This window comes from Streptomyces guryensis, from assembly GCF_021261325.1.
Taxonomy (GTDB): domain Bacteria; phylum Actinomycetota; class Actinomycetes; order Streptomycetales; family Streptomycetaceae; genus Streptomyces; species Streptomyces guryensis.
Genome location: NZ_JAJSBI010000004.1, coordinates 301,324 through 326,517, shown reverse-complemented (window position 1 = coordinate 326,517; position 25,194 = coordinate 301,324). Strand labels below are relative to the sequence as shown.

General features: G+C 70.7%; 24 protein-coding genes. 18 read left to right on the top strand and 6 right to left on the bottom strand.

All coding sequences use genetic code 11. The features are described 5' to 3' along the window. Positions 1-32 precede the first annotated feature (32 nt). Positions 33-1,394, top strand: a complete 1,362-nt coding sequence (locus LJ657_RS11015; protein ID WP_232648254.1) for an aminotransferase class V-fold PLP-dependent enzyme — start codon at positions 33-35, stop codon at positions 1,392-1,394. 99 nt (positions 1,395-1,493) lie between these two features. On the opposite strand, the gene LJ657_RS11010 is transcribed toward LJ657_RS11015, so the two are convergent. Together LJ657_RS11010 and LJ657_RS11005 are read right to left on the bottom strand one after the other, a co-directional pair. After that, positions 1,494-1,775, bottom strand: coding sequence for an Lrp/AsnC family transcriptional regulator (locus LJ657_RS11010; RefSeq protein ID WP_232648253.1), 282 nt, complete (start codon positions 1,773-1,775; stop codon positions 1,494-1,496). Continuing rightward, positions 1,772-2,506, bottom strand: a complete 735-nt coding sequence (locus LJ657_RS11005) for a rhomboid family intramembrane serine protease (RefSeq protein WP_232648252.1) — start codon at positions 2,504-2,506, stop codon at positions 1,772-1,774. Before LJ657_RS11005 ends, LJ657_RS11010 begins: the two co-directional genes overlap by 4 nt. A gap of 165 nt (positions 2,507-2,671) precedes the next feature. On the opposite strand from LJ657_RS11005, the gene LJ657_RS11000 reads away from it, so the two are divergent. The 5 genes from LJ657_RS11000 to LJ657_RS10980 all read left to right on the top strand — a co-directional run bounded on the left by LJ657_RS11000 (position 2,672) and on the right by LJ657_RS10980 (position 8,040). Next, positions 2,672-2,911, top strand: a complete 240-nt coding sequence (locus LJ657_RS11000; protein ID WP_009309707.1) for a hypothetical protein — start codon at positions 2,672-2,674, stop codon at positions 2,909-2,911. A 34-nt stretch (positions 2,912-2,945) separates the two neighbouring features. After that, on the top strand, positions 2,946-4,289 hold the full coding sequence (locus tag LJ657_RS10995; protein ID WP_232648251.1) for an NYN domain-containing protein: 1,344 nt from the start codon (positions 2,946-2,948) through the stop codon (positions 4,287-4,289). A 236-nt stretch (positions 4,290-4,525) separates the two neighbouring features. Further along, complete coding sequence (locus LJ657_RS10990; RefSeq protein ID WP_232648250.1) at positions 4,526-5,560, top strand: C40 family peptidase; 1,035 nt, start codon at positions 4,526-4,528, stop codon at positions 5,558-5,560. Between the two features lie 237 nt (positions 5,561-5,797). Continuing rightward, positions 5,798-6,817: a C40 family peptidase gene (locus LJ657_RS10985; protein ID WP_232648249.1), complete on the top strand. Its 1,020-nt coding sequence runs from the start codon at positions 5,798-5,800 to the stop codon at positions 6,815-6,817. 32 nt (positions 6,818-6,849) lie between these two features. Next, positions 6,850-8,040: a hypothetical protein gene (locus LJ657_RS10980; RefSeq protein ID WP_232648248.1), complete on the top strand. Its 1,191-nt coding sequence runs from the start codon at positions 6,850-6,852 to the stop codon at positions 8,038-8,040. A 61-nt stretch (positions 8,041-8,101) separates the two neighbouring features. Here LJ657_RS10980 and LJ657_RS10975 read toward each other — a convergent pair whose 3' ends face one another. Further along, positions 8,102-9,337, bottom strand: coding sequence for a glycosyltransferase 87 family protein (locus tag LJ657_RS10975; protein WP_232648247.1), 1,236 nt, complete (start codon positions 9,335-9,337; stop codon positions 8,102-8,104). Positions 9,338-9,465: 128 nt separating this feature from the next. On the opposite strand from LJ657_RS10975, the gene LJ657_RS10970 reads away from it, so the two are divergent. Together LJ657_RS10970 and LJ657_RS10965 are read left to right on the top strand one after the other, a co-directional pair. Further along, complete coding sequence (locus LJ657_RS10970) at positions 9,466-10,608, top strand: glycosyltransferase family 4 protein (RefSeq protein WP_232648246.1); 1,143 nt, start codon at positions 9,466-9,468, stop codon at positions 10,606-10,608. 130 nt (positions 10,609-10,738) lie between these two features. Continuing rightward, the gene (locus tag LJ657_RS10965) at positions 10,739-12,376 is read left to right on the top strand and encodes a GMC oxidoreductase (RefSeq protein WP_505016515.1); all 1,638 of its coding nucleotides are present in this window, start codon (positions 10,739-10,741) and stop codon (positions 12,374-12,376) included. Between the two features lie 22 nt (positions 12,377-12,398). On the opposite strand, the gene LJ657_RS10960 is transcribed toward LJ657_RS10965, so the two are convergent. Then, positions 12,399-14,195, bottom strand: a complete 1,797-nt coding sequence (locus LJ657_RS10960; protein ID WP_232648244.1) for an AMP-dependent synthetase/ligase — start codon at positions 14,193-14,195, stop codon at positions 12,399-12,401. Between the two features lie 337 nt (positions 14,196-14,532). Here LJ657_RS10960 and LJ657_RS10955 point away from each other — a divergent pair, with 337 nt between their 5' ends. From LJ657_RS10955 to LJ657_RS10930, 6 genes are all read left to right on the top strand, one after another. Further along, positions 14,533-15,288: a metallophosphoesterase family protein gene (locus LJ657_RS10955; protein ID WP_232648423.1), complete on the top strand. Its 756-nt coding sequence runs from the start codon at positions 14,533-14,535 to the stop codon at positions 15,286-15,288. 113 nt (positions 15,289-15,401) lie between these two features. Next, positions 15,402-15,845: an SRPBCC family protein gene (locus LJ657_RS10950; RefSeq protein ID WP_232648243.1), complete on the top strand. Its 444-nt coding sequence runs from the start codon at positions 15,402-15,404 to the stop codon at positions 15,843-15,845. 134 nt (positions 15,846-15,979) lie between these two features. Beyond that, the gene (locus tag LJ657_RS10945) at positions 15,980-17,155 is read left to right on the top strand and encodes an ArsA family ATPase (RefSeq protein ID WP_232648242.1); all 1,176 of its coding nucleotides are present in this window, start codon (positions 15,980-15,982) and stop codon (positions 17,153-17,155) included. A 57-nt stretch (positions 17,156-17,212) separates the two neighbouring features. Beyond that, positions 17,213-17,713 carry a DUF5304 domain-containing protein gene (locus LJ657_RS10940; protein WP_232648241.1) on the top strand — a complete coding sequence of 167 codons (501 nt, stop codon included), beginning with the start codon at positions 17,213-17,215 and terminating at the stop codon, positions 17,711-17,713. A 134-nt stretch (positions 17,714-17,847) separates the two neighbouring features. Then, the gene (locus tag LJ657_RS10935) at positions 17,848-18,801 is read left to right on the top strand and encodes an ROK family glucokinase (RefSeq protein WP_232648240.1); all 954 of its coding nucleotides are present in this window, start codon (positions 17,848-17,850) and stop codon (positions 18,799-18,801) included. 127 nt (positions 18,802-18,928) lie between these two features. Next, complete coding sequence (locus LJ657_RS10930; protein ID WP_232648239.1) at positions 18,929-19,675, top strand: endonuclease/exonuclease/phosphatase family protein; 747 nt, start codon at positions 18,929-18,931, stop codon at positions 19,673-19,675. Positions 19,676-19,825: 150 nt separating this feature from the next. On the opposite strand, the gene LJ657_RS10925 is transcribed toward LJ657_RS10930, so the two are convergent. Both LJ657_RS10925 and LJ657_RS10920 read right to left on the bottom strand, forming a co-directional pair. Continuing rightward, a complete protein-coding gene (locus LJ657_RS10925) occupies positions 19,826-20,392 on the bottom strand; it encodes a hypothetical protein (RefSeq protein WP_232648238.1) in 567 nt (188 codons plus the stop codon). Beyond that, on the bottom strand, positions 20,385-21,164 hold the full coding sequence (locus LJ657_RS10920) for an alpha/beta hydrolase (RefSeq protein ID WP_232648237.1): 780 nt from the start codon (positions 21,162-21,164) through the stop codon (positions 20,385-20,387). The genes LJ657_RS10925 and LJ657_RS10920 overlap by 8 nt, the downstream gene beginning before the upstream one ends. A 147-nt stretch (positions 21,165-21,311) precedes the next feature. Here LJ657_RS10920 and LJ657_RS10915 point away from each other — a divergent pair, with 147 nt between their 5' ends. The 4 genes from LJ657_RS10915 (at position 21,312) to LJ657_RS10900 (ending at position 25,175) form a co-directional block, all read left to right on the top strand. Continuing rightward, positions 21,312-22,061 carry a lysophospholipid acyltransferase family protein gene (locus tag LJ657_RS10915; protein ID WP_232648236.1) on the top strand — a complete coding sequence of 250 codons (750 nt, stop codon included), beginning with the start codon at positions 21,312-21,314 and terminating at the stop codon, positions 22,059-22,061. A gap of 26 nt (positions 22,062-22,087) precedes the next feature. Then, positions 22,088-23,317, top strand: coding sequence for a MacS family sensor histidine kinase (gene macS, locus LJ657_RS10910; protein ID WP_232648235.1), 1,230 nt, complete (start codon positions 22,088-22,090; stop codon positions 23,315-23,317). Continuing rightward, entirely contained in the window at positions 23,314-24,003 is a 690-nt protein-coding gene (locus LJ657_RS10905; RefSeq protein ID WP_232648234.1) for a response regulator, read from the top strand. Before macS ends, LJ657_RS10905 begins: the two co-directional genes overlap by 4 nt. A gap of 143 nt (positions 24,004-24,146) precedes the next feature. Further along, a complete protein-coding gene (locus LJ657_RS10900) occupies positions 24,147-25,175 on the top strand; it encodes a 6-phosphofructokinase (RefSeq protein WP_232648233.1) in 1,029 nt (342 codons plus the stop codon). The last annotated feature ends 19 nt before the right edge of the window (positions 25,176-25,194 follow it).

The following is a 25,194-nucleotide window of genomic DNA, read 5'->3' as shown; positions in this document are numbered from 1 at the left end:
GCGATTCCGCTTGCCCCTCACAGGAGTTCGCCATGTCTGTCTCCACCGCTGCCATCGCCCAGACCGTTTGTGCCCCCCTGCCTGTTCTGGGCCGAGATGTCACCGTCCCGCTCGTCACGGGCGGCGAAGTCACCTACGCCGCGCTCGACTACGCGGCCAGCGCCCCCGCCCTGCAGCGCGTGTGGGACGACGTGGCGGCGTACGCGCCCTACTACGGCAGCGTGCACCGCGGTGCCGGCTACCTCTCCCAGCTGTCGACCGACCTCTTCGAGAACGCCCGCAGGACGGTCGCCGAGTTCCTCGACTGCCGGGCCGACGACCAGCTGATCTTCACCCGCTCCACGACGGACTCCCTCAACCTGCTGGCCCAGGCCCTCCCGGCCGACTGCCAGGTCTTCGTCTTCGAGACCGAGCACCACGCGAGCCTGCTGCCCTGGAAGGACGCCCGGGTCACCTACCTCAACGCCCCGCGCACCCCGCAGCAGGCCGTCGAGACGCTGGAGAAGGCCCTCGCCGCCCGCGACCCCTACGGCCCGGCCCTGGTCTGCGTCACCGGCGCCTCGAACGTCACCGGCGAGCTGTGGCCGGTGCGCGAGCTCGCCGCCGCCGCCCACGCACACGGTGCCCGTGTCGTCCTGGACGCCGCCCAGCTCGCCCCGCACCACCCGGTCTCCGTGCAGGACCTCGACGTCGACTGGGTCGCCTTCTCCGGCCACAAGCTGTACGCGCCCTTCGGCTCCGGCGTCCTGGCCGGCCGCGCCGACTGGCTGCGGGCCGCCGACCCCTACCTCGCGGGCGGCGGCGCCAGCCGCAAGGTCACCCGTCGCGAGGACGGCGGTGTGGACGTGGAGTGGCACGACAGCGCGGCCCGCCACGAGGCCGGTTCCCCGAACGTGATCGGCGTCCACTCCATCGCCTCCGCGTGCAAGGCGCTCACCGAGGCCGGCTTCGACACCCTGGTCGCCCGCGAGCAGCACCTGATCGAGAAGGTCCGCCAGGGCCTCGCCGAGGTCCCCGAGGTCCGTGTCCTCTCCCTGTTCGGCGACGACGCCCCCCGCGTCGGCGTGATCTCCTTCGTCGTCGAGGGCTGGAACAGCTCGCACTTCGCCGCCGCACTCTCCGCCGAGTACGGCATCGGTGTCCGCGACGGCCTGTTCTGCGCCCACCCGCTGGTCCGCACCCTGCTGGGCAGCGACCCGCAGACCCAGGGCGAGTGCGGCGCCCCCGAGGCCGCCCCCGGCGAGAAGTCCCTCAACGCGATCCGCGTCAGCTTCGGCGCCGGCACCCCCGACGAACACGTCGACCGCTTCGTCACCGCCGTGAAGGAACTGGTGGCGGACGGCGCGAAGTGGCAGTACCGCACAGAGGACGGCCGCTGCGTCCCGGCGGTGTGAGCAGCGGCCGTCAGGGGCGCGGGGAACTGCGCGGGCAACCACGGACGGCCCGCAGCCGCACACACTCCGCGCTCCCGCGGACGCCCAGCCAGGCGTCGATCAGGAATCCAGCCCGATGGCGAACGCGGCCTCGAGGTCATGCTGCGAGTACGTCCGAAACGCAACATGCGTATCCGTCGCCTCGACACCGGGGATCTTGCTGATACTCCCGGGAATCACGTCGGCAAGATCCTCATGCTGACGAACCCGCACCATCGCGATCAGGTCGTACGTACCGGTGACGGAAAAGACCTCACTCACGCTCTCCAGCGAAGCGATCCGCTCCGCGATCTCGGGGATCCGGTCCACGCTGGTCTTGATGAGGACGATCGCGGTGATCACGGCTGGTTCTCTCCCTCGGGGGCCGGAGCTGGGGCGGACTTCACTCTAGTCGCACGGCCGAATCGCACCCAGGCGTAGAGGAAGCCCAGGCCGAAGCCCACCAGGTGGGCGAGATAGGCCACCCCCGGTCCCGTCGCCGCATGCCCCGCCGCCAGCCACTGCAGGGCCGCCCAGAAGGGCAGCACGATCCAGGCCGGGAAGCGCAGGGGGAGGAAGAAGAGGAACGGGAGAAGACTGGTCACCCTGGCGCCGGGGAAGAGGTAGAGGAAAGCGCCCAGGACCGCCGAGATCGCCCCGGAGGCGCCGACCAGGGACTGCTGGGACGTGGAATTGGCCGCCGCGTACCCCAGCAGCGCGAGGTAGCCGCAGCCGACGTAGAAGAGCGTGAACTGGGCGCGGCCCATCCGTTCCTCGGTCATCACCCCGAAGACGTAGAGGAAGAGCATGTTGCCGAGCAGGTGCACCCAGCTGCCGTGGACGAACAGGGCCGTGGCGGGGGTCAGGGCGGCCCAGGGGGAGCCCTGGAACAGCTCGGCCGGGACCACGCCCCAGCGGTGGAAATAGGCGCGCTGGGCGGCGAGCAGCGCCTCGCCGGAGCCGTGGACCGGATTGAGGCCCGCTGCCGGTCCGGTGACGAAGAGCAGACCGCACAGGGCGATCAGCGTGTAGGTCACGGGCGCCGAGGGGCGCCGGATCGCTCTGCCGACGGTCGCGCTCCACTTGCCGATCATGAACACAGAGCATGACGTAACGGGACGCAGTCGCACAGACCGCCTCGCCGCCGCGGACGGGCGGGCGGTGAGTCGGCACCAGGCCGTAGGGTTACGAGCCACACGCCCGGGGAAGCTCGGGCGTCACTGACAATAGAAGGCCTAGAAGGAAAGAGCACAGGCACGATGACGGTTCCTCTCCCGACCGCCACGACGCGGTGGCGCTGCACCCTCTGCGGCAACCTCACGCGTTTCGACGTGACCCGCTCGTCGAAGGTCGTCGAGTACGTCCACCTCGATCTGGCCGGTGAGCCCAAGGTCGAGGAGCGCGAGGTGGTCAGTGAGACCATCGAGTCGGTGCGCTGCCGCTGGTGCAACGCGGTGGACCAGGTGGAACTCGTGGACAGGCCGGGCGCCGACTCCTGAGCGGAGCGGCCCCACAGGTAATGGGGTGTGACGGATGGTGGAGACCACAGGCGGGGGGCCGGACGACGGCACCGCCGAGGTGCTTGACCGTCCGCTGCCCGACGGAGTGCGCCGCAGGGTCGTCCAGATCGTCTCGGACGGCTTCGGCGGGCTGACCGTCGGCGAGCTGCCCGCGCAGCTCCGGCAGTACGCCCGTTTCGCTCCGAACCGGCGGGCCAAGTTCGCCGGCAACGCGATGGCGGCCGCACTGGAGACCGATCCGCTGTTCCGGCAGCGCATCGGGGAGAAGCTCAGAGAGGCCCAGCCGGAACTCGCCGGCGCCCTCGACTCCGGCTCGCCGCCCCCGGCCGCGGATCCGCTCGACGTGGCGGCCGCGGCCTATGTTCTGCGGCCCACCGGCTGGGTGAAGCTCGTGACCGCGGCCGGCGAGGAGGCCCAGCGGGCCGACGCCGAGCGCGCCGACGAGGAGAGCCGGGCCGAGCTGGAGCGCTTGCGCGAGGAGCTCGGCCGGGCCCGGGAGCAGACCCGGACCGACACCGAGCGGTTGCGCGCCGAGCTGGACGCGGCCAAGAAGGAGGCCGACTCGCTGCACCGCAAGCTGCGGGCGGCCCTCAGCGACGTCAAGCGGGGCGAGGCCGCCCTGCGCAAGATCCAGGGCGAGATCGAGACCGTACGCGCCGAGGGGCAGGCACAGGTGTCCGCCGCCGAGAGCGAGTCGCGGCGCCTGAAGTCGCGGCTCGGGGAGGCTGAGGCCGCCCTGGAGGCCACGCGCAAGGCAGCGCGCGAGGGGCGCAGTGTCGAGGACATGCGCGTGCGCCTGCTTCTGGACACCGTCCTGGACGCGGCCCAGGGGCTGCGCCGGGAGCTGGCGTTGCCGCCCGTGTCCGTACGGCCGGCGGAGACCGTCGATGCGGTCGAACCAGGACGAATGACCCCGAAGGACATCGCAGCGCGCGCTTTGTCCGAGAACGACCCCGCGATCCTGGACCAGCTGCTCGAACTGCCGCAGGCGCATCTGGTCGTCGACGGTTACAACGTCACTAAAACGGGTTATCCCCAAATGCCACTGGAGAAGCAGCGGTTGAGGCTGCTCGGCCAGCTCTCGCAACTCGCTGCACAGACCGGCGCCGAGGTCACCTGCGTCTTCGACGGGGCCGAGCTGGCCGCTCCCGTGCTGCTCGCGCCGCCGCGCGGAGTGCGGGTGCTGTTCTCCAAAGCGGGCGTCACCGCCGACGAGTTGATCCGCCAGCTGGTGCGTGCGGAGCCGCCCGGGCGGCCGGTCATCGTCGCCTCCACGGACCGCGAGGTGGCCGACGGAGTGGCCCGCGCGGGGGCCCGTCCGGTCGCCTCGGCGATGCTCCTGAAGCGGCTCTCCTGAGCCCCTTCCCGGGCCGCTGTCCCGAAGGTCGAACTTCTAGGTTTAATGCCCGAATTGGCGCAATCGTCACGCAACGTAGCGTCAACCTGGCGTCACCGCATGTGGGTTATGTGCAAAGAATGCATTGCGTCACTAGGATTTTTCACGCGAGGATTTGAAGTGATCACAGGAAGGTCACTAAGGTCTGGCCTCGAACCTCCGAACGGGTGATCACTCACAAGAAGGAGCCCGCGTCCGTGGCGTCCCATCGTCGACCGAAGCAGCCGAGCCGGGCTCGCGTGACTGTGCTCACCACCGCAGCTGCTGCCGCTGTTGCTATCAGCGCCCAGGCCGCGAACGCCGCGCCGAGCGAGAAGCCCTCCAAGGACGAGGTCAAGGCCAAGGTCGACAAGCTGTACGAGGAGGCCGAGCAGGCCACCGAGAAGTTCAACGGCGCCAAGGAGAAGCAGCAGAAGCTCCAGAAGGAGATCTCCACGATCCAGGACAACGTCGCCCGGGGTCAGGAAGAGCTCAACGGGCTGCGCGACTCGATCGGCCTGGCGGCGGCCTCCCAGTACCGCACCGGCACCATCGACTCGTCCCTCCAGCTCTTCCTGTCGTCGAACCCGGACGACTACCTGGACAAGGCGTCCACCGCCGACCAGCTCAACGCCCAGCAGGTCGAGGCGCTGAAGAAGATCCAGGAGAAACAGCGCGAACTCGCCCAGGAGCGCGCCGAGGCCTCCGACAAGCTCAAGGACCTCGCCTCCACCCGCACCGAACTGGGCAAGAAGAAGCAGGACATCCAGGGCAAGCTCGCCGAGGCGCAGAAGCTGCTCAACTCGCTCACGGCCGCGGAGCGCGCGTCGCTCGCCGCCGCCGACGCCCGCGCCAGCCGCTCGGCCAGCGAGCGGGTGGACCTCGGCAACGCGACCGCCGCCTCGGCCCGTGCGCAGGCGGCCTTCCAGGCCGCCCAGACCCAGCTCGGCAAGCCGTACGTCTACGGCGCCACCGGCACCGCCTCCTACGACTGCTCGGGCCTCACCTCCTGGGCCTACGGCCAGGCCGGTGTCTCGATACCGCGCACCTCGCAGGATCAGGCCAACGCCGGCACCCGGATCTACTCCGAGAGCCAGCTCAAGGTCGGCGACCTCGTCCTCTTCTACGGCGACCTGCACCACGTCGGCCTCTACGCGGGCAACGGCATGGTGCTGCACGCCCCGCGCACCGGCACCGTCGTGCGCTACGAGGCGATCAGCGACATGCCGTTCCAGTTCGGCGTCCGGATCTGACACGCACCCCTGAGGATCCGTTTCGAGATCAGGACACTGGTCCGCCCGAACGGGCGAATTACCTGAACCCGCACTGACCCCACGCCCCGCCCATGACCTGCGTCAGAGGCGGGGCGTCACGTTGCGTGGCCACGGAGGTCTTTGGCCGGTGCCCGACCGCGGGGCTACTGTCTGCCGCGTTTCCCCGCTGAGGCGGGGAGGCAGTCCTTGTCGCCAGCGGAAGGAGCGCGGCTTCCCGTGGGGTCTCATCGCCGCCTTGCACCGACGTCCGGGTTCAACCGGGGCGCCGGCACCGCCCTGTGTGTGCTGTCCGCCGCGGCCTCCGCCCTCGGCGCCGTCCCGGCCGACGCCGCTCCGTACGACCACACCCGGGCCGAGGTGGACCGCCTCTACGCGGAGGCCGAGAAGGCGACCGAGGCCTACAACAAGGCCGACGAGCACGCCGACACTCTGCGCAGACAGGTGAGCGACGCGCAGGACCTGATCGCCCGGCAGCAGGACCGCATCAACACCATGCGGGAGTCGCTCGGTTCGCTGGCCGTCGCCCAGTACCGCTCCGGCGGCCTCGATCCGACCCTCGCCCTGCTCTTCTCCGACAACCCGGCCGACTACCTCGACAAGGCCTCTGTGCTCGACCGGATCACCGCCGAGCAGACCGGCGAACTCAGGGACCTCCAGTCCGAGATGCGCAATGTCGCCCAGGAACGCGCCGAGGCGGTCGGCAAGCTCGCCGAGCTGGACAGGAGCCGCAAGGCCGTCGCCACCCACAAGAAGATCGTCGAGCGGAAACTCGCCGAGGCCCGCCGGCTGCTCAACTCCCTGCCGTACGGGGAGCGTGCCGCCTACGGCCGCGCCTCCCGGGGCGGCCGCGGCGACCTCTTCCCCGACTTCGGCAGCGCTCTCCCGGCCTCGGCCCGCGCGGCCGCCGCGATGGCCGCCGCCCGCTCCGCACTCGGCACGCCGTATGTCTGGGGCGCCACCGGCCCCTACGGCTTCGACTGTTCGGGCCTGATGCAGTGGTCGTACGCGCAGGCCGGAGTCCAGCTGCCGCGCACCTCGCAGGAGCAGGCGTACGCCGGTCGGCAGATCCCGCTCTCCGAGGCGCGCCCCGGTGACCTGGTCATCTACCGGTCCGACGCCAGCCATGTCGGGATGTACATGGGAAACGGTCAGGTGATCCACGCGCCCTACCCCGGCGCGCCCGTGCGCTACGACCCCGTGGACATGCTGCCGGTGTCCTCGGTCACGAGGGTCTGACCAACCGCCCCTGTCGGCCTTACGATCGGAAAGTGGCTGGTCGTGGGCGGGCGTCGAGGTTCTCAGTGGTGGCGCTCGTGCTGCTGCTCGTCTCGCTGGTGGCGTGCGGCGGGCGGCCGCCCGCCGGCGGTGCCGAGGCCGATCTGCAGCGGGTGCTCGACCGGCGGTCCACCGCGGTCCTCGACCGCGACCGGACGGCCTTCCTGAAGACAGGCGCGCCGGGCTGGTTCGAGAACCTGCGCGGAGTGCCGCTGGCGTCCTGGTCGTACCGTGTGACCGCCCTGCGCCGCACCGGCGACAAGGCCACCGCCGACGCCGAACTGCGCTACCGCATCGAGGGATACGACAACGCACCCGTCACCGTCGGCCGCACCCTGGCCCTCTCCCGGGAGACCGGCGGACGGTGGTACGTGGACGCGGACACCCCCGCCAGGAAGTCCGCCCAGCAGCTGTGGGACCAGGGCCCCGTGACCGTCGTACGCGGCAGCCACAGCATCGTTCTCGGCACCGGGCAGTCCAGCGAGTCGCTGCACTCGTACGCCGACCTCGCGGACCGTGCGGTGCCGGCCGTGTCCGGGGCCTGGGGCACCGACTGGGCGGGGCACGTGGTGGTGCTCGTGCCGGGGTCGGTGGAGGGCATGGCGGGGCTGCTCGGCTCGCCCGCCTCGCAGTACCGCGGGATCGCGGCGGTCACCACGGGCGAGGTGGGCGGCCCGCCGACCGCGCCCGCGGACCGCATCATCGTCAACCCGGACGCGTACGCCCTGCTCGGCCCGCTGGGCAAGCAGGTCGTGCTCACCCACGAGGCCACCCACGTGGCGACCCGTGCCCACACCAACGCCGCCACCCCGCTGTGGCTGTCCGAGGGGTACGCCGACTGGATCGGCTACCTCGGCACCGGCCGCACCGCGGCCGAGGCCGCGCCCGAGCTGTCGCGCGCGGTGACCGAGGGACACGTGCCGCAACTCCTGCCCACCGACAAGGACTTCGGCTTCAGCGGCGACGCGACGAAGCTGGCGCAGGCCTACGAGGGCGGCTGGATGGCCTGCAGGCTGATCGCACAGCAGTGGGGCCTGGAGCGGCTCGGGCAGTTCTACCGGGCGGTCGGTGACCACCAGCAGCGGGCGGGCTCGGTGGAGGGCGCGATGAGGCAGGTACTGGGGACGACGCCGGAGAAGTTCACCGTGCAGTGGCGGGACTATCTCCGGGCCCAACTGGGCTGATCCAGCCGGACGACGGCCTCGCCGAGCCGGGCGCACTCGGGGCCGGCCTGCCCGGTCCTTCTCAGGAGGAAGCCGAGGTCTCCCAGGTGCGGGCGGCCTGCGCGGGCAGGGGCGGGACGGGGTCGCGGGAGACCGTCGACCGCCACAGTTCCACGGCGCCGAGCACGGCGGCGACGACCAGCAGGCCGTTGCGGACGACGAGGAGGGTGACACCGAGCCTGTCGCTCGCGACGACGTGCACGAACCAGAGGGGGAACTCCAGCACCGTCACGAACGCGGCGGCGAGGACCAGAGCCACCGGCACCCTCATCCGGCTGCTCCTGAAGCACAGGCAGACGGCCGCCGTACCGACCAGCCACACCATGTACTGCGGGCTGATCACCCGGCTGGTGACCGTGAACATCAGCACCCCCACGAAGGCCGCGTCGGCGAGCGTGTTCGGCAGGAACCGGGTCGCCATCAGCCGCCACAGCAGCAGCCAGCCGAAGACGACACCGGTCAGGAACAGGGCAGCCGAGCTGACCAGACCGACATACGGGCCGAGGAACTCGATCGAGCCGTAGTTGAGCTGCACCTGGCCGTTCCAGCCGAAGTGCCGGGCGATGTGGAAGACGAGGGAGCCCAGCGACTCCACCTCGGTGCCGCGGTTGCGCTGGAAGGTCAGAAAGGCGAAGGCGCCGGGCATGGTCACCGCGAACACCGCCGCCAGCGCGGCCACGGCTGCCACCGCCCAGGCCCAGGTGCCGCGCTTGCGCACGCCGACCAGCAGGAGCGCCGGCCACACCTTCAGCATCGCCCCGAAGCCCACGAGCAGCCCCATCACGCGCGGATGCCGGGCGCCCGCCAGCAGCCCGGCCACGGCCACCGCGGTGACCATCACGTCGTAGCGCGCGTACACGGTCGGTCCGAGCAGCGGTACGCCCAGCACCCACACCCAGGCGCCGCGCAGGGTCTTGCCGGGGCGCAGGCCCGCGTATGCGAGCAGCGCCAGGACGACCAGGTCCGCCAGGAAGGCGAGGACGAAGAAGGCCGTCGCGTAGTCGAGGAAGCCCAGCAGCGCGGGGGAGAGGATCGGGAGGGCGGCGGCGGGCGGGTACTGCCAGGTGACGTCGTCCAGCGGGAAGGTGCCGTGGCGCAGGGTCTCGTACCAGCCCTGATAGATCACGGACACGTCGCTCGTGACGTCCGGACCTGGGAAGACGAACACCTTGAGGACGAACAGCAGCAGCATCGCCCTGGTCAGGCCCCAGGTCACCAGCAGCGCCGCAAGGGTCCGCCTTCCACCCGCAATGTCCACCGGAGCCCCGTTTCAGTCCGCTTCCCGTTCCGGTCTTGAGGGGAACATGATGTCCTGTACAGCTGTGTGCTTGCCATAAACGTGGCCGTGCCGAGCTGTGCGCGACCCGTTGGATAAGGTCGGCGGCGATGCACAAGACCCTGATCGTGACGAACGACTTCCCGCCCCGCCCGGGCGGTATCCAGGCGTTTCTGCACAACATGGCGCTGCGGCTCGACCCCGAGCGGCTCGTCGTCTACGCGTCCACCTGGAAGCGCGGCAAGGAAGGGATCGAGGCCACGGCCGCCTTCGACGCCGAGCAGCCCTTCACCGTCGTGCGCGACGCCACGACCATGCTGCTGCCCACGCCGGGCGCCACCGGGCGGGCCGTCGGGCTGCTGCGCGAGCACGGCTGCACGTCGGTGTGGTTCGGGGCGGCGGCCCCGCTCGGCCTGATGGCGCCGGCCCTGCGCAAGGCGGGCGCCGAGCGGCTGGTGGCCACGACCCACGGTCACGAGGCCGGGTGGGCGCAGCTGCCCGCCGCGCGGCAGCTGCTGCGCCGGATCGGGGAGTCGACGGACACGATCACCTACCTCGGCGAGTACACGCGCTCACGGATCGCCGCCGCGCTGACACCTCGGGCGGCCGGGCGGATGGTGCAGCTGCCGCCGGGCGTCGACGAGAAGACCTTCCACCCCGGGTCGGGCGGCGACGCGGTCCGGGCGCGACTCGGCCTCACCGACCGGCCGGTGGTCGTGTGCGTGTCCCGGCTGGTACCGCGCAAGGGCCAGGACACCCTCATCCTCGCCATGCCTCGCGTCCTGGGCGCCGAGCCGGAGGCGGTACTGCTGATCGTCGGCGGCGGGCCCTACGAGAAGGACCTGCGGCGGCTGGCCCACGAGACCGGCGTCGCCGACTCGGTCCGCTTCACGGGCCCGGTCCCCTGGTCCGACCTCCCGGCCCACTACGGCGCCGGAGACGTCTTCGCCATGCCCTGCCGCACGCGCCGGCGCGGGCTGGACGTGGAGGGCCTGGGGATCGTCTACCTGGAGGCATCGGCGACGGGCCTCCCGGTGGTCGCGGGCGACTCGGGTGGCGCCCCGGACGCGGTACTCGACGGCGAGACCGGCTGGGTGGTGAGGGGCGGCTCCGCCGAGGAGGCAGCCGACCGGATCGTGGTGCTCCTGGGGGACGCGGAGCTGCGGCGGCGGATGGGGGAGCGCGGCAGGGAGTGGGTCGAGGAGAAGTGGCGCTGGGATCTGCTCGCCGAGCGGCTGAAGGCGCTCCTTTAGGGGCGCGGGGAACTGCGCGACAAGCCACGAATCACCCGCAGACGCCAGATTGGGTACCCGGCGCCCCAAAAGGCGCCCCAAACCGGCAGAACCCCTAGGCGGAACGCGAAAATCCGCCCATGCTGCGCACATGACAGCAAAACTGATACAACGTCAGCTGACGAGACGTCAAATCCTCGGCATGATTGCCCTGCAGACGGCGGCCACGGCCGGCCTCACCCGCATCGGACTGCAGTCCGACCACGCAGCCGAACCCGACGCAGTCGACTCCGCCCCGGCGATCGTGGTCGGTTCGGGCTACGGCGGCGCAGTCGCTGCCCTCCGCCTCGGCCAGGCCGGCATCCGCACCCTCGTCCTGGAGATGGGCCGCCTCTGGAACACCCCCGGCTCCGACGGCAAGATCTTCTGCTCCACCGCCGCCCCGGACCAGCGCTCCATGTGGTTCCGCAACCGCACCGAGGCCCCGCTGGCCAGCTTCCTTTGGCTGGACGTCGTCAACAAGGACATCACGCCGTACCCCGGCGCCCTGGACCGGGTGCACTTCGACAACATGTCCGTGTACGTCGGACGCGGCGTCGGCGGCGGTTCCCTGGTCAACGGCGGAATGGCGGTCACGCCGCTCCAGTCGTACTTCACCGAGCAGTTCCCCACCGTGGACGCGAGCGAGATGTACAACACGTACTTCCCGCGGGCCCGCTCCATGCTCGGCGTCAACACCGTCGACCCCACGTGGTTCGAGTCCACCGAGTGGTACCAGTTCGCCCGGACCTCCCGTAAGGCCGCGGCGAACACCGGTCTGAAGACCACCTTCGTCCCGAACGTCTACGACTTCGACTACATGCAGCGCGAGGCGGCCGGAACGGCGACCAGGTCCGCGCTCGGGCAGGAGGTCATCTACGGCAACAACTACGGCAAGCGGAGCCTCGACAAGACGTACCTGGCCTCGGCGCTCGGCACCGGGAACGTCACCATCAACACCCTGGAGAAGGTGAAGGCCGTCAGCCGGGCCGGTGACGGGAGCTGGACCCTGACCGCGGACCGGATCGACAACACCGGCGCGGTCGTCGAGACCAAGCAGTACAGCTGCACGTACCTCTTCCTCGGCGGCGGCAGCCTCGGCACCACCGAACTCCTCGTCCGGGCACGGGACACGGGTGCCCTGCCCGCGCTGAACTCCAGCGTCGGCGCCGGGTGGGGGACCAACGGCAACACGATGCTCGGCCGCGCCAACCACATCTGGGACACCACCGGCGCCAACCAGTCGACCATGCCGGTCATGGGCATCGACGACTGGGCCAACACCGACAATCCGGTCTTCGCGGAGATCGCCCCGCTGCCGATCGGGTTCGAGACCTGGGTCAGCCTCTATCTGGCGATCACCAAGAACCCGGAGCGGGCGAGCTTCACGTACGACTCCTCCACCGGCTCGGTCAAGCTCGGCTGGAGTGCCGCGCAGAGTGCCGTCTCGGTGGCCATGGCCAAGAAGCTGTTCGACCGGATCAACTCGGCCAACGCGACCATCTACCGCTACGACCTCTTCGGCTCCTCCAGCAAGATCTTCGCCGACGACTTCTGCTACCACCCGCTGGGCGGCTGCGTCCTCGGCAAGGCGACCGACAACTACGGCCGGGTGAAGGGGTATTCGAAGCTGTACGTCACCGACGGCTCGCTGGTGCCGGGCTCGATCGGCGTGAACCCGTTCGTCACGATCACCGCGCTCGCCGAACGGACGATGGCGCGGGTCCTCGTGGAGGACACCGCGCCATGAGCCGTCGTCGGACCGGAGCGTGCTACTTCGCGTAGATCGCCTCGATCTCGTCCGCGTAGTCCTTCGCCACCACATTGCGCTTGAGCTTCAGGGACGGCGTCAGGTGGCCCGACTCCTCCGTGAACTGGGAGGACAGAATGCGGAACTTCCGCACCGATTCCGCCTTCGACACCGCGGCGTTGCCGTCGTCGATTGCCGACTGGATCGCGGCCTGCAGGTCCGCGTCCTCGCGCAGCGACGCCGCGGTGGACCCCGCCGGCTTGCCGTGCTCGGCGGCCCAGCGGCCCAGGAACTCGTCGTCGATGGTGACCAGCGCGCCCACGAACGGCCGCCCGTCGCCCACCACCATGCACTCCGCGACCAGGGCGTGCGCCCGGATGCGGTCCTCGATCACGGCCGGGGCGACGTTCTTGCCGCCCGCGGTGACGATGATCTCCTTCTTGCGGCCGGTGATCCTGAGGTAGCCGTCCTCGTCGAGGGTGCCGATGTCACCGGTGTGGAACCAGCCGTCGGCCAGCGCCTCCGCGGTCGCCGCCTCGTTGTTCCAGTACCCCTTGAACAGGTGCTCGCCGTGCAGCAGCACCTCGCCGTCGTCCGCGATACGGATCACCGAGCCGGGCAGCGGCTGGCCGACCGTGCCGATCTTCTGGCGGTCCCAGGGGTTGAAGGCGGTGGCGGCGCAGGACTCGGTCAGGCCGTAGCCCTCCAGGACCGAGAAGCCGATGCCGCGGAAGAAGTGACCCAGGCGCTCGCCCAGCGGGGCCCCGCCCGAGATGGCGTACTCGCCGCGGCCGCCGAGCACGGCGCGCAGCTTGCTGTAGACGAGCTTGTCGAACGTCTTGTACTTGATCTTCAGGCCGATCGACGGGCCGGACGGGGTGTCCAGCGCGCGGCTGTAGGCGATCGCGGTGTCCGCCGCCTTGTCGAAGATCTTGCCCTTGCCGTCCGCCTGCGCCTTGGCGCGCGCCGAGTTGTAGACCTTCTCGAAGACGCGCGGGACGCCTAGGATCAACGTCGGCCGGAACGAGGCCAGTTCGTCGGTGAGGTTCTTGATGTCCGGGACCAGGCCCAGCTTGATCGGCGCCATCATCGGCGCGATCTGCACCAGCCGGCCGAAGACGTGGGCGAGCGGCAGGAACAGCAGCACGGAGCAGTCACCCGTGCGGAACAGCGGGCGCAGCCGCTCCACGATGTTGCCGCACTCGGCGAAGAAGCTGCGGTGGGTGAGCACACAGCCCTTGGGGCGGCCGGTGGTGCCGGAGGTGTAGACGATCGTCGCCGGGTCGTCCGCCCGCGCCAGCGAGCTGCGGTCCTCGACCATGGCGTCGGTGACGTCCTTGCCGAGGTTGCCGAGCTCCTCCAGCGCGCCGGCCTCGATCTGCCAGACGTTCTTGAGGGCCGGCAGCGACTCGCGCACCGACTCGACGGCGGCCGCGTGGTTGTCCAGCTCGATGATCATGGCGGTCGCGCCCGAGTCGGACAGGATCCACTGCACCTGCTCCGGCGAGCTGGTCTCGTACACCGGCACGGTGACCGCGCCCGCACTCCAGATCGCGAAGTCCAGCAGTGTCCACTCGTAGCGGGTGCGGGACATCAGGCCGACCCGGTCGCCGGGCTGGACGCCGGAGGCGATCAGTCCCTTCGCGGCCGCGTGCACCTCGGCCAGGAAGACGGTGGCCGTCACGTCCTGCCAGGCGCCGCCCACCTTGCGGGCGATCACGGCGACGTCGGGATGCTGCGCGGCGTTTCTGCGGACGATGTCGGTCAGATTGCCGTCCGCAGGGACCTCGTACAAAGCCGGAAGGCTGAACTCGCGCAAGACTGCTGCTCCTCATAGGGCGCCGGCGCCACGACGTTGTGTGATGCGACGGTGCGTCCAAGGCTCGGGCAGGTGCTCAGAGATTCAGTGGTTGAAATGCTGAGCACGACTGGACTGCCCGGACGTTACCCGCCGGTATGGCTTCTTCGACAGGGGGTCCCGGCGAGATGTTCGCTGCGTCACACAGGTTGGTGTTCCTTTGCGTACGGTAGTCCACCGACTAACTGACTAGCCAGTAACGGCAGGACCGGCCGCCACTGTTCACGTACACCCCACACGCTTACCCTTGATCGCCATGGCATCCACACCCCCCGGCGGCCGCAGGACACGTGTCCACGTGGTCAGCGACGTGCACGGCAACGCCCGTGACCTGGCCAGAGCCGGCGAGGGCGCCGATGCCCTGATCTGTCTGGGCGACCTGGTCCTCTTCCTCGACTACGCCGACCACTCGCGCGGGATCTTCCCCGACCTGTTCGGCGAGGAGAACGCCGACCGCATCGTCGAGCTGCGCACCGCCCGCCGCTTCCAGGAGGCACGGGAGTTCGGGGCCCGGCTGTGGGGCGGCATCGGCACGGACCGGGCCGCCGCGATCGAGCAGGCGGTGCGCAAGCAGTACGCCGAGATGTTCGCGGCCTTCCCCACACCGACGTACGCCACCTACGGCAATGTCGACATGCCGCCCCTGTGGCCGGAGTACGCCCGCCCGGGTACGACCGTTCTCGACGGCGAGCGCGTGGAGATCGGCGGCCGCACCTTCGGCTTCGTCGGCGGCGGCCTCAAGTCCCCCATGCGCACCCCGTACGAGATCAGCGACGAGGAGTACGCGGCCAAGATCGAGGCCGTCGGCGAGGTGGACGTGCTGTGCACCCACATCCCACCGGAAGTGCCCGAGCTGGTGTACGACACGGTGGCGCGCCGCTTCGAGCGGGGCAGCCGGGCGCTGCTGGACGCGATCCGCCGCACCCACCCCCGCTACGCGCTGTTCGGCCACGTCCACCAGCCGCTGGTGCGACGCATGCGGATCGGGGCCACGGAGTGCGTGAACGTGGGGCACTTCGCGGGGACCGGGAAGCCCTGGGCGCTTGAATGGTGAATGAACGCAGGTGGGGGTGAAGGCGGGCGCCGACGTGCGCGGTAGCCTTCACGCTGCGCGCACCGTGCGCACCACGACCTCTTTACCGGCCCGCATCTGGAGGAGCCACAGCGATGGCGGAACACACCAGCTCGAGCATCACGATCGAGGCGGCACCGGCCGATGTCTTGGCGGTGATCGCAGACTTCGCCCGCTACCCGGACTGGACCGGCGAGGTGAAGGAGGCGGAGGTCCTCGCGACGGACGCCCAGGGCCGCGCCGAGCAGGTCCGCCTCGTCATGGACGCCGGCGCGATCAAGGACGACCAGGTGCTGGCGTACACCTGGACCGGTGAGAACTCGGTCTCCTGGACCTTGGTCAAGTCCCAGATGCTGCGGGCGCTCGACGGGTCGTACATCTTGAAGTCGGCGGGGGCGGCGGCGACGGAGGTCACCTACCAGCTGACGGTGGACGTCAAGATTCCGATGCTCGGGATGATCAAGCGCAAGGCTGAGAAGGTCATCATCGACCGGGCGTTGGCCGGGCTCAAGAAGCGGGTGGAGTCGGGGGAGAAGTAGGTCTCGCCGCAGGGGTGCGGGTTCGTCGCCGGGTGCGGGTGCGGGTGCGTTTGGGCTGGTCGCGCCCACGCGGCGGAGCCGCACATTGACGCAGCCCCGTGCCCCTGGGGCGGTCTCCGTTACCGTTCAGCCTCATGCGCACCATCCTGATCACCGGGCCTGGCGGTAGCGGTCGTACGACCATCGCGGCCGCCACCGCTCTGGCCGCCGCTCGCGCGAGCACCCGCACGCTCGTCCTCAGCGCCGATCGCACCGACACCCTGGGTGCGGTGCTCGGTGCCGCGACGGGAGCCGCCCCGGTCACCGTCGCCCCGAACCTCACCGCCTGGCGCCCCGACGCCGCCGCCGGTTTTCGGGACGACCTCACCTCCTTCCAGGAACGCGCTGCCAACGTCCTCGATCTCCTCGGGGCCTCCCGGCTGGATGCCGAGGAGGTCACCCCCCTCCCCGGTGCCGAGGAGCTGACCCTGCTGCGTGCCCTGCGGGACGCGGCGCTCGCGGAGGCCCACGACCTGCTCGTCGTCGATCTGCCGCCCATCACAGAGGCGCTCGCCCTGCTCGCCCTGCCCGAAGAACTGCGCCGCTATCTGCGCCGGCTGCTGCCGCCCGAGCGGCAGGCGGCCCGGGCCCTGCGTCCCGTTCTCGGGCGGCTGGCCGGGATTCCCATGCCCTCGGAATGGCTGTACGAGACGGCCGCCCGCTGGGACACGGAACTCGGCGCCGTCGAGGCGGTCCTCGCCGACCGGGACACCGTCGTACGGCTGGTAGCCGAACCGGGGCAGGCCGGTGCGGACGCCGTACGCTCCGCCTCCCTCGCCCTCGCCCTGCGCGGACTGCGCCCCGACAGCGTGGTGGCCAACCGGGTGCTGCCGGAGGGCGCGCACGGCTGGCTCGCCGGGCTCGTCGCCCAGCAGCGCAAGGCCCTGGAGGAGTGGCAGGAGCCGTACCACGTCCGGACGGTCGCCCACCTCGGCCGCGACCCGCGCGGCACGGACGACCTCGCCGCGCTCGCCGTCCCCGGCGCCCTGGACGTCAACGACACGACCTCCACCGTGGAGTGGCCCGTCGTCGACCGGCTGGCCGACGACGGCGTGCTCGTCTGGCACATCCCCCTGCCCGGCGCCATACGCGACGACCTGGACCTCATCCGGCGCGGCGACGAACTCGTCGTGGCGGCAAGCCAGTTCCGCCGTATCGTTCCGCTGCCGTCCGTCCTGCGCCGCTGCACCGTCGAGGGGGCCGCGCTGCGCGGGGGCGAACTGCGCATCCGGTTCGTGCCCGACCCGGATCTGTGGCCCCAGAGGCCGTGAACCACGTACGCCCATTCGGGTAACGTCGTAGAGACGAACCGTAGTCAGGAGGTCGTCATGAGCGAAGAGCGCCCCTCGTCCGACGCCGGAGAACACGAGGTGATCGACGAGGTACGGGCGACCGACGCCGACGCCTGGGCGAAGGCGTGTGCCGAGGACCTCGCGGCGGAGAAGGCCCGCCGCCGCGCCGAGTACGGCCAGCCTCCGATCTCGGCCGGCGAGGAACTGCGCAAGCTCGTCGACGCCGTCTCGGAGAAGCTGTCGTCGATCCAGTCGCCGCTGCTCGGCTCCGTCGCCGGACCGGCCGCCCAGCAGGTGGTGAAGCAGGTCGTCCAGCAGGCGAAGGCCGCGGTCGAGCCCGTCATCGAACGCAATCCGGACGTCTTCGACCATCTCGCAGCCGCGGGCAACGAACTGCTCGCTGCCTACCGCTCCGCCGTCCAGGCCCAGGAACAGCGCTGGACGGCCCGTACGACGGACCTGCACAAGGATCTGGACGAGCGCCGAGACGGCGACGAGGGCGGCACCGGCCCCGGGCAACGCATCGACCTGGACTGACACCTCCCCCGGACCCCTCCCTCGGGCCCCGCCGTCCTGCTCCCGCCTGCCCAGCGACTGGACGTCAAGGCCTTGGCGGGCAGGGCCTCGGGTACGGTTGGCCGTAGCGGGGCTCGACCGGAACTGAGGGATTCATGGGACTCACCATCGGCGTCGACATCGGCGGCACCAAGATCGCGGCCGGCGTGGTCGATGAGGAAGGCAACATCCTCTCGACGTACAAGGTGCCGACCCCGGGCACGCCCGAGGCGATCGTGGACGCCATCGCCTCCGCCGTGGAGGGCGCACGCGCCGGGCACGAGATCGTGGGTGTGGGCATCGGTGCGGCCGGTTACGTCAACCGCCAGCGCTCGGAGGTCTACTTCGCGCCCAACATCGACTGGCGCAACGAGCCGCTGAAGACGAAGGTCGAGGCCCGCGTGGGCCTCCCGGTCGTCGTGGAGAACGACGCCAACGCGGCCGCCTGGGGCGAGTACAAGTTCGGCGCGGGCAAGGGCCACCGCAACGTCATCTGCATCACCCTCGGCACCGGCCTCGGCGGCGGCATCATCATCGGCAACAAGCTGCGCCGCGGGCACTACGGCGTGGCCGCCGAGTTCGGCCACATCCGCATGGTGCCGGACGGCCTGCTCTGCGGCTGCGGCAGCCAGGGCTGCTGGGAGCAGTACGCCTCCGGGCGCGCCCTCGTCAGGTACGCCAAGCAGCGCGCCAACGCCACCCCCGAGAGCGCCGAGATCCTGCTCGGCCTCGGTGACGGCAGCCCCGACGGCATCGAGGGCAAGCACATCTCCATGGCCGCCCGGCAGGGCGACCCGGTCGCCGTCGACTCCTACCGCGAGCTCGCCCGCTGGGCCGGCGCGGGCCTCGCCGACCTGGCCTCCCTCTTCGACCCCTCCGCCTTCATCGTCGGCGGCGGCCTCTCAGACGAGGGCGAACTGGTCCTCGACCCGATCCGCAAGTCCTACAAGCGCTGGCTGGTCGGCGGCAACTGGCGCCCGGTCGCCGAGGTCATCGCCGCCCAACTGGGCAACAAGGCGGGCCTGGTGGGCGCGGCAGACCTGGCCCGGGAGCCGGACCCCATCATGTGACGGCCACCGCTTGCCATACGGCCACGGTGTTCTCTCAGGGGGCGCGGGGCACCGCGCGACAAGCCACACTCAACCGGCACTCGCGCACTCACCTCGCGCCCTGCCCCATTGGGCGTAGATTGATCACATGGAGCTGCTGCCCAACTCCCACACGGAACCGGACGGTTCAGCCGTCATCAGGGTCCTGAGCTACAACATCCGCTCAATGCGAGATGACACGGACGCCCTGGCAAGGGTGATCACCGCCTGCGCCCCCGATCTCGTCCTCATCCAGGAAGCCCCCCGCTTCTTCCGCTGGCGCAAGAAACTGGCCCGTCTCGCATCGGCCGCAGGCCAGGTCATCCTCACCGGAGGTGCCACGGCCTCCGGCCCGGCGATCCTGTGCACCCTGCGCGGGGCCGTCGAGCGTACCGAGGACGTCCTCCTCCCGCTCACCCCCGGCCTGCACCGCCGCGGCTTCGCGACCGCGGTGGTCCGTTTCGGCGGCGCCCGCCTCGGCGTGCTCAGCTGCCACCTCTCCCTGCAGGCGGAAGAGCGGTACGAACAGGGCGGCATGCTCCTGGACCGCCTGGCCGGCCTCGGGGCGGAGCACGCGATCGCGGGCGGCGACCTCAACGACCGGCCAACCGGCCGGACCTTCAGCCGCCTCGCCGACGGGCTGCAGGACTGCTGGGCCACCACCCCCTGGGGCGGCGAATTCACCTCGACGCCGACCACGCCGTTCCAGCGCATCGACGCGATCTTCGCCACCAAGGGCATCGAGGTGCTCGGCTGCGGCGTCCCGCGGGGGCATGCCGGGGTGGCTGAGACCGACCTCGTGAGGGCGACGGATCACCTGCCCGTGCTGGCCGCACTTCGCGTGCCCGCTTCCTGAGCCACACCCGCCGGACGGGGTCCGGCGCCGTCGCCCGAAGCCTGTGAGGCCCCTGGGGCCGAGCAGTGCGAGGGCGGCGTCGAGAGGTACTGCCCTGAGGGCGGCCACGGACCACGTTCCGGTCCTGGCCGCCCTCAAGATCCCGGGGAGCTAGACGACGGCGCCGCGTCCCGGATCGTCGTTGTCCTCGTCGTCCGTCTTCATCCGCATCACCAGCGTGGCGAAACCGCCCAGGAAGCCGCCGATGCCGAGCGTGGCCAGCCACCAGGTCATGTCCCAGCTGAGCAGCACCGCCAGCAGGAGCAGGATCGGACCGCCGATCACTCCCAGCCAGGCGAACTTAGCGGTCGCGTCGGCGGTGGGCAGTGGCGGCGGCTCCGGCGGTACGAAGTGACCCTCGTCGTCCTCGTCGAAGTCGTCCTCGGACGGCTCGGCGGCCGTGTAGTCGCGCGGGCCGACGCCAGGGGCGAAGGAGACGGAGCCGCCCAGGGGCTTCTTGGGCTTCTCCTGCTTCGGCGCCTCACCCTCGGAGTCGTCGTTGGTCTCCGGCTCGAGCAGGGCCAGGTCCTCGACCGACTTGAACGGCTTGGTGCCCGGCGGGTCCTTCGGCTCGTCGCCGTAGCCGGCGACGATCGCGGCCCACGCGGCGTCCTCGTCGAAGGGGACGCCCTGCTCCTCCGGCTCGCGGTCCTCGCGGTCCGAGTCGTGCTCAGCCACCTGCGGCCGTCCCTTCCTTGCCGACACTGGGTGCGAGCCGGCCGATGAACGCGAGGCTCTCTTCGAAAATCCGGTCCGCATCGTGGTCCAACGTCGCCACGTGGTAGCTCTGTTCCAGCAGGATCTCCGTCACGTCCCTCGACGAGACCCGGCCGAGGATCCGCGCCGAGTCGGCCGGCGGCACGACGTGGTCCTGCGGGCTGCGCAGCACCAGCAGCGGCTGCGTGACCTGCGGCAGCTCGCCGTCGACCAGCCGGAAGAAGGTGCGCAGGGAGTGCGCCGCGTGCAGTGGAACCCGGTCGTAGCCCAGCTCGGCGCTGCCCTCCTTCGCGATGTCGCTGGCGATCCCCTTCGTCGTCCGCACGAGATGACGGGCCACCGGAAGGGCGTACGGCGAGATGCCGTGCATGCGGTTCGCCGGGTTGACGACCACCACGCCGGAGACCGCCTCCCCGTGCTTCGCCGCCAGGCGCAGCGCCAGGGTGGCGCCCATGGACAGGCCGGCCACGAATACCTCGCCGCAGCGCTCGCGCAGGGACCGCAGCTCGCGGTCCACCTCGGCGTACCAGTCCTGCCAGCCGGTGAGCTGCATGTCCTCCCAGCGGGTGCCGTGCCCGGGCAGCAGCGGCAGCGAGACCGTGAGGCCGTGCTCGGCGAGATACTCGGCCCAGGGGTGCAGCGACTGGGGGGAACCGGTGAAGCCGTGGCAGAGGAGGACGCCTACCTCCCCGCCGTCGTGGCGGTACGGCTCGGCTCCAGGAAGGACCGGCACCTTCGGTCTCCTGTTCATGAGAGTTGAGAGTGACGTGAAGTCCAGGTGCTTCACCGTACGCGACCGCACTGACACCGACCAGGGTCGTCGGCTCCTTTGACAGTGCTCCGGGTTAAGGTCTGATCGACGGAAACAGGAGGCACACGGGTGTTGTACGGCACGATGAAGGTTGCCATCGGAGGACCGCTGAAGGTCGCCTTCAGGCCCTGGGTGGAAGGCCTCGAGAACATTCCTGCGGAGGGTGCCGCCATTCTGGCGAGCAATCATCTTTCCTTCTCCGACTCGTTCTTCCTGCCCGCGGTCCTCGACCGCAAGGTCACCTTCATCGCCAAGGCCGAGTACTTCACCACGCCCGGCGTGAAGGGCCGGCTGACGGCCGCCTTCTTCAAGGGCGTCGGCCAGCTCCCGGTGGACCGCTCCGGTGCGCGCGGCGCGGGCGAGGCCGCGATCAAGAGCGGCCTCGAGGTCCTGGAGCGCGGCGAGCTGTTCGGTATCTACCCCGAGGGCACGCGCTCGCCCGACGGCCGCCTCTACCGGGGCAAGCCCGGTGGCCTCGCGCGCGTGGCGCTCGCCTCCGGCGCGCCGGTCATCCCCGTCGCGATGATCGACACGGAGAAGATCCAGCCGCCGGGCAAGGTCATGCCCAAGCTGATGCGCCCGGGCATCCGTATCGGCAAGCCCCTCGACTTCGGCCGCTACCAGGGCATGGAGCACGACCGCTTCGTGCTCCGCGCGGTCACCGACGAGGTCATGTACGAGATCATGAAGCTCTCCGGCCAGGAGTACGTCGACATATACGCGACCGCGGCGAAGCGGCAGATCGCGGAGGCGGCGAAGGCCGAGAAGGAACAGGCCAAGGAACTGGAACTGGCCAAGAAGGAGCAGTCCGGGGCCTAGGCTCCCGGTCGAGGGGGGTGGGGGGCATGCCCAAGCGCGAGCGTGTCATGAGGATGTCGGTCGAGCAGCCGCTGTGGCGCGCCCTCACCGGGTACCGGGTGCTCACGATGCTGTACGCGGTCGGCCTGTTCGCCACCGCCTACGACGAGTACGACAGCGCGGGCATCGCCATCGCCTACTACGTCGTCCTGTTCGTGTGGACGCTGGCGACCCTGCCCCGGGTGCAGAGCGCGGCCGCCTGCACCAAGCGCTTCCTCGCGGTCGACCTGGCCATCGCTCTCACCGGCATCCTCCTCACCCCGCTGGCCGCCAATGAGCAGCACGTCCACAGCGGCGGCCCCACCCTGCCGTCGATATGGACCGCCGGCTCGGTCCTCGCGTACGCCATCAAGGGCGGCTGGCGCTGGGCCGCGTTCGCGTCGACGCCGGTCGCCGCCGCCAACCTGATCGAGCGCGGCGCCCCCGCCCGCGACACCATCCACAACGTGATCCTGGTCTGGGTCGCCTCCATCGCCATCGGCTACGTCGTCGAGGTCGCCCGCGCCTCCGAGCGCACCCTCGCCCGGGCCCTGGAGATCGAGGCCGCGACGAGGGAGCGGGAGCGGCTCGCCCGCGACATCCACGACGGCGTACTGCAGGTGCTGGCCATGGTGCAGCGGCGGGGCCTGGTGATCGGTGGGGAGGCGGCGGAGCTGGGCCGGATGGCCGGTGAACAGGAGGTCGCGCTGCGCACCCTGGTCTCCGGCGGGCTGGTGCCCGTCTCCCGGGTGTCGGAGGACGCCGCCGAGGGAGCGGTCGTACGGGCCGTGGAGGAGCCGTCGTACGACGAGGACGGGCCGGTGGACCTGCGGGCGCTGCTCGCCCCGTACGCCGCCGCGAAGGTCAGCTTCGCCGAACCCGGAGCCGTCGTACTGCTGCCCAGGCCCGCCGCGAAGGAGCTGGCCGCGGCCGTCGGCGCCGCCCTGGACAACGTGCGCAGGCATGCCGGCGAGGACGCGCGCGCGTGGATCCTCGTCGAGGACGAGCCCGACGAGGTCGTGGTGACCGTACGGGACGACGGACCCGGCATCCCCGAGGGGCGGCTCGCGCAGGCCGAGGGCGAGGGGCGGCTCGGTGTCGCCCTGTCGATCCGGGGCCGGCTGCGCGAACTCGGCGGCAGCGCCGAGCTGATCTCGGTGCCCGGACAGGGCACCGAGGTCGAACTGAAAGTACCGAAGGACGCGAAGGACCCACGGGGGAAGGCAGAGCGGCGATGACGGATTCCACCGACGAGGGGCAGGGCGCGATCAGGGTCATGGTGGTCGACGACCACCCCATGTGGCGCGACGCCGTCGCCCGCGACCTGGCCGAGTCCGGCTTCGACGTGGTCGCCACCGCGGGCGACGGCGACCAGGCCGTACGGCGGGCCAAGGCCGCCGGCCCCGACGTGCTGGTGCTCGACCTGAACCTGCCCGCCAAGCCCGGCGTCCAGGTCTGCAAGGAGCTCGTCGGCCACAACCCTGCGCTGCGCGTCCTGGTGCTGTCGGCGAGCGGCGAGCACGCCGACGTCCTGGAGGCGGTGAAGTCCGGTGCCACCGGCTATCTGCTGAAGTCGGCCTCCACGGACGAGCTGCTGGACGCGGTGCGCCGCACGGCCGTCGGCGACCCGGTGTTCACGCCGGGCCTGGCCGGCCTCGTCCTTGGCGAGTACCGCCGGCTGGCCTCCGAGCCCGCGCCCGCACCGGACACCGGCCAGCCGGGCGCCCCGCAGCTCACCGACCGCGAGACCGAGGTGCTGCGCCTGGTCGCCAAGGGCCTGAGCTACAAGCAGATCGCCGAACGCCTGGTCATCTCCCACCGCACGGTCCAGAACCACGTCCAGAACACCCTCGGCAAGCTCCAGCTGCACAACAGGGTGGAGCTCGTCCGGTACGCGATAGAGCGCGGACTCGACGACGAGTAGGAGCTAATGGCCGCGAGAGCTTGACGGCGGGTAAACCAACCGCCCGCCGATTCACCGGAATTGCCCTTCCCGCCCATCCCTCTGTGACCTGGATCACCATTAGCGTGGCTGTCACCAGGCAACTGCGGCGAAGGGACATTTCCATGCGGGTCGGAGTACTGACCGGAGGCGGCGACTGCCCCGGACTCAACGCCGTCATCCGGGGCATCGTCCGCAAGGGCGTGCAGGAGTACGGCTATGACTTCGTCGGCTACCGGGACGGCTGGCGCGGACCGCTCGAAGGCGACACCGTCCGCCTCGACATCCCCGCGGTGCGTGGCATCCTGCCCCGCGGCGGCACCATCCTCGGCTCCTCGCGCACCAATCCGCTGAAGCAGGAGAACGGCATCCGCCGGATCAAGGAGAACCTCGCCAAGCAGGAGGTCGAGGCGCTCATCGCGATCGGCGGCGAGGACACCCTGGGCGTCGCGGCGCGCCTCACCGACGAGTACGGGGTCCCCGTCGTCGGCGTGCCGAAGACGATCGACAACGACCTCTCCGCCACCGACTACACCTTCGGCTTCGACACCGCGGTCGGCATCGCCACGGAGGCCATCGACCGGCTGCACACCACCGCCGAGTCCCATATGCGGGTCCTGGTCTGCGAGGTGATGGGCCGGCACGCCGGCTGGATCGCCCTGCACTCCGGCCTCGCGGGCGGCGCCAACGTCATCCTCATCCCCGAGCAGCGCTTCGACCTCGAACAGGTCTGCGCCTGGATCACCTCCCGCTTCAAGGCCTCGTACGCCCCCATCGTGGTCGTCGCCGAGGGTGCCATGCCCAAGGACGGCGACGTGGTCCTCAAGGACGGGTCGCTGGACTCCTTCGGGCATGTCCGCCTGTCCGGGGTCGGCGAGTGGCTCGCCAAGGAGATCGAGAAGCGCACGGGCAAGGAAGCCCGCACCACCGTCCTCGGGCACATCCAGCGCGGCGGCACCCCCAGCTCCTTCGACCGCTGGCTGGCCACCCGCTTCGGCCTGCACGCCATCGACGCCGTCCACGAAGGCGACTTCGGCAAGATGGTCGCCCTGCGCGGCACCGACATCGTCCGCGTCCCGATCGGGGAGGCGACGGCGAAGCTGAAGACGGTGGACCCGAAGCTGTACGAGGAGGTCGGGGTCTTCTTCGGCTGACGCCGGTGAACCAGCCCGT

Bases quoted from the DNA above. Each gene is read 5' to 3' on its own strand.
- LJ657_RS11015 (WP_232648254.1), top strand. From the start codon at position 33: ATGTCTGTCTCCACCGCTGCCATCGCCCAGACCGTTTGTGCCCCCCTG.
- LJ657_RS11005 (WP_232648252.1), bottom strand. From the start codon at position 2,506: ATGATCGGCAAGTGGAGCGCGACCGTCGGCAGAGCGATCCGGCGCCCC.
- LJ657_RS11000 (WP_009309707.1), top strand. From the start codon at position 2,672: ATGACGGTTCCTCTCCCGACCGCCACGACGCGGTGGCGCTGCACCCTC.
- LJ657_RS10995 (WP_232648251.1), top strand. From the start codon at position 2,946: ATGGTGGAGACCACAGGCGGGGGGCCGGACGACGGCACCGCCGAGGTG.
- LJ657_RS10970 (WP_232648246.1), top strand. From the start codon at position 9,466: ATGCACAAGACCCTGATCGTGACGAACGACTTCCCGCCCCGCCCGGGC.
- LJ657_RS10965 (WP_505016515.1), top strand. From the start codon at position 10,739: ATGACAGCAAAACTGATACAACGTCAGCTGACGAGACGTCAAATCCTC.
- LJ657_RS10950 (WP_232648243.1), top strand. From the start codon at position 15,402: ATGGCGGAACACACCAGCTCGAGCATCACGATCGAGGCGGCACCGGCC.
- LJ657_RS10945 (WP_232648242.1), top strand. From the start codon at position 15,980: ATGCGCACCATCCTGATCACCGGGCCTGGCGGTAGCGGTCGTACGACC.
- LJ657_RS10940 (WP_232648241.1), top strand. From the start codon at position 17,213: ATGAGCGAAGAGCGCCCCTCGTCCGACGCCGGAGAACACGAGGTGATC.
- LJ657_RS10935 (WP_232648240.1), top strand. From the start codon at position 17,848: ATGGGACTCACCATCGGCGTCGACATCGGCGGCACCAAGATCGCGGCC.
- LJ657_RS10930 (WP_232648239.1), top strand. From the start codon at position 18,929: ATGGAGCTGCTGCCCAACTCCCACACGGAACCGGACGGTTCAGCCGTC.
- macS (WP_232648235.1), top strand. From the start codon at position 22,088: ATGCCCAAGCGCGAGCGTGTCATGAGGATGTCGGTCGAGCAGCCGCTG.
- LJ657_RS10905 (WP_232648234.1), top strand. From the start codon at position 23,314: ATGACGGATTCCACCGACGAGGGGCAGGGCGCGATCAGGGTCATGGTG.
- LJ657_RS10900 (WP_232648233.1), top strand. From the start codon at position 24,147: ATGCGGGTCGGAGTACTGACCGGAGGCGGCGACTGCCCCGGACTCAAC.